The sequence below is a fragment of the Mesorhizobium sp. M0898 genome, from assembly GCF_040319695.1.
Classification (GTDB): domain Bacteria; phylum Pseudomonadota; class Alphaproteobacteria; order Rhizobiales; family Rhizobiaceae; genus Mesorhizobium.
Map to the genome: position 1 here is coordinate 1 of NZ_JAMYOE010000114.1, position 2,596 is coordinate 2,596.

At 60.8% G+C, this 2,596-nt stretch carries 3 protein-coding genes; all 3 read right to left on the minus strand.

The annotated features are described in order from the left end of the window. Positions 1-80: 80 nt before the first annotated feature. From tnpC to tnpA, 3 genes are read right to left on the minus strand one after another with little or no spacing between them, the layout of a single operon-like run. Positions 81-1,652: an IS66 family transposase gene (tnpC, locus tag NKH90_RS34415; protein ID WP_352823736.1), complete on the minus strand. Its 1,572-nt coding sequence runs from the start codon at positions 1,650-1,652 to the stop codon at positions 81-83. A 54-nt stretch (positions 1,653-1,706) separates the two neighbouring features. Further along, the gene (gene tnpB / locus NKH90_RS34420) at positions 1,707-2,060 is read right to left on the minus strand and encodes an IS66 family insertion sequence element accessory protein TnpB (RefSeq protein WP_014761846.1); all 354 of its coding nucleotides are present in this window, start codon (positions 2,058-2,060) and stop codon (positions 1,707-1,709) included. Then, entirely contained in the window at positions 2,041-2,514 is a 474-nt protein-coding gene (tnpA, locus tag NKH90_RS34425; RefSeq protein ID WP_352589613.1) for an IS66-like element accessory protein TnpA, read from the minus strand. Before tnpA ends, tnpB begins: the two co-directional genes overlap by 20 nt. Between the last annotated feature and the right edge of the window lie 82 nt (positions 2,515-2,596).

Here is a 2,596-nt window from a genome sequence, read left to right on the forward strand (position 1 = left end):
TGTAAGCGCTATTTTCGCTGCACGTTGACGCGGGAGCTTTCGACGGATGGCCTTCGAATCGGGAACGGTATCTGGTCTGATCAGGCTGCTGTTACTTTGGCGAAGTTGAAGGGCAGCAGATCCTCGATGGCTGCGTTCTCGGGGCGCTGAGGTAGTTCAGTGAGGACGTGGCGCAGCCACGCTAACGGCTCGACGCCACAGGCGCGGCAGGTCAACATCAGGCTGTAGATGACGGCGCTGGCCCTGGCTCCGTCGACGGTATCGCTGAACAGCCAACTTTTCCGGCCAGTGGCAAAGATTCTGATGTCACGCTCGAGAAGATTGTTGTCGATCGGCATGCTGCCGTCCTCGGTGTAACGAGTCAGATATCCCCATTGGTTCAGGGTGTAGGAGACGGCGTCGCCGAGCTTGCTGTCCGGCAAGACTTTTGGGGCGATGTCGTCGAGCCATGCCTTGAGAGCCTGGAGGATCGGGACACTATGTTGCTGGCGGAAGCGGCGAATGCAGTCATCTCGCGTTTCGCCGTCATCGGGGATTTCGTTCCGCGCCTGCCTTTCAACCCGATAGAGCTGTTCAAAGAACCGGAGCGCCTGTTCCGGCGGGCCGCCGCCTTTCTTCCTCGCCTTTAGGGCATCGACGAAGCGCCGCCTGGAATGGGCCATGCAGCCAAGATGCGTTGCCCCTTCCAGCGTGCGCCAGGCGGAATAACCGTCACTCATCACGATGCCGCGGTAATCGCCCAAGAAGGTCTGCGGGTGTATCTGGCCGCGACCCGGCTGATAATCGAGCAGCACGATCGGCTCGTCACTGTCGTGGCCGCTCCGGTATGCCCATATGTACGAGGTGCTGGTGGCCTCTCTGTCCATTTCCTTCAGCACCTGGACCGTGGTCTCGTCGCCATGGATGAGGGGCTGCGATCTGAGCCGCAGCTTCAGCACGTCATAGATGCGGGCGAGATGCTTTTCGCTCGAGCCGATCACCCAGTGACCCAGAGCGCCACGGCTGACAGGAACGCCCGCGCGCTCGAAGGCCTGCGCCAGGCGGTAGAGCGGTGTGCCGTCGACGTATTTGTGAACGAGCGCGAAGGCCAGCGTCGAGGCCGTGGCGATGCTGCCCGGCAAGGGTTGCGCGGGCATCGGCGCGGTCACGACCGGCGTGTTGATGCCGGTACGCTCGCAATGACGGCAAGCATACTTGAACCGCACATTCTGCAGGACCTTCGCCTTCACCTCGATATGAAGTTGCTCGGTAACGGCCTCGCCCATGCGATGCATCTGGTGACGGCAGCAAGGACAAGCCTTCTGATCGTCGGGAAGGTCATACTCGACGCGCTCGCGCGGCAGGTTTTCCGGCAAGGCCTTGCGGCCGCGCTTCTTTCCCGTCGCCCCTTCGCTCGCTGGCAAGCCCGTGTCCGGCAGGACAACGACGCCGCCATCTTCGTTGTCGGCGGCGTCCTCATCCGCGGCCTGTTCGGCTTCATTGAAGAGGCGGTCAATGTGCTTTTCACTCTTCGGCGCAAAACGATGCAGTCGTGCAAGCGCCAGCTCTTCCTCGAGTTTGACGACGCGTTCGGTGAGTTGACGGTTCTGCGCCTGCAGCGCAGCAATACGCGCCATCAACGCTTCAACAGTCGGTTCGCCGGGTCGATTCATCAGATTCTTGAATCGAAAGCATGCCGCCGCGTCAACCGCTCAATTCGAGAGCCCTCAACCCGCAACCTGATATTGCCGCACCGGATGGCGGACCATCGCATCGATGTCGATGCCATCGAGGATCCAGTGCAATTGCTCGGTCGTAAGCGTGACCACCGCTGCCTCCCGGCGCGGCCACCGGAACTTGTCCTCGGTCAGCCGCTTCAGGACCAGCACAAAGCCCGACCGATCGAAGAACAGGAGCTTCATCCGGTCGCGACGGCGATTGCAGAACGCAAAAACCGCCGGAGCAAACGGATCGAGCGCCATCGTCTCTTGGACCAGAACCGCAAGGCTGTTGATGCCGGCCCGGAAGTCGATTGGCTCGCGGTGCAGGTAGACTTTCAGGTCAGCGCCCAGTCTGAACATGACCCAGTGCTCCGATGGTCGCCGTCAACGCATCCACATCACCGCATTCCAGCGTCAACTTCACGCCGTTCGGCAGCGACGCGCTCACCTTGGCTGGAGAGGAAAAAGGCGCTGTCCTTTTCAATGCCGACCTACGTGCCCCATCGCAAGTCCCCGGCAAATCCACCGCAGCCATGCTGCTCTGTCGCAGCAAGGCCCGATCGGAAGTGCTTTCAATCTGAACCGGGATGAACGCCGATGGTGGGGGCTGTGGGAGGGACTGGGTCTCCGCCCGCTTCTTTATCCACTTCCGAAGAAGGTTCGCATTGACCCCATGTTCGAGCGCAAGCCTCGATACCGACACGCCAGGCTCAAGACAGGCCGAGACAAGACGGTCCTTCGATGCCGGGTCGTATCGGCGTCGCCCGTCCCGACCGACAAGCCTCACCCGCAGTTTCTGCTCATCTTCTTCCATCACAAGGTGTCCACCTATTTTGGTGGACACCTCATGCATCAGAGCACTCAACAGCAAAAGGTGCGGGGAAATTCGCGCTTAC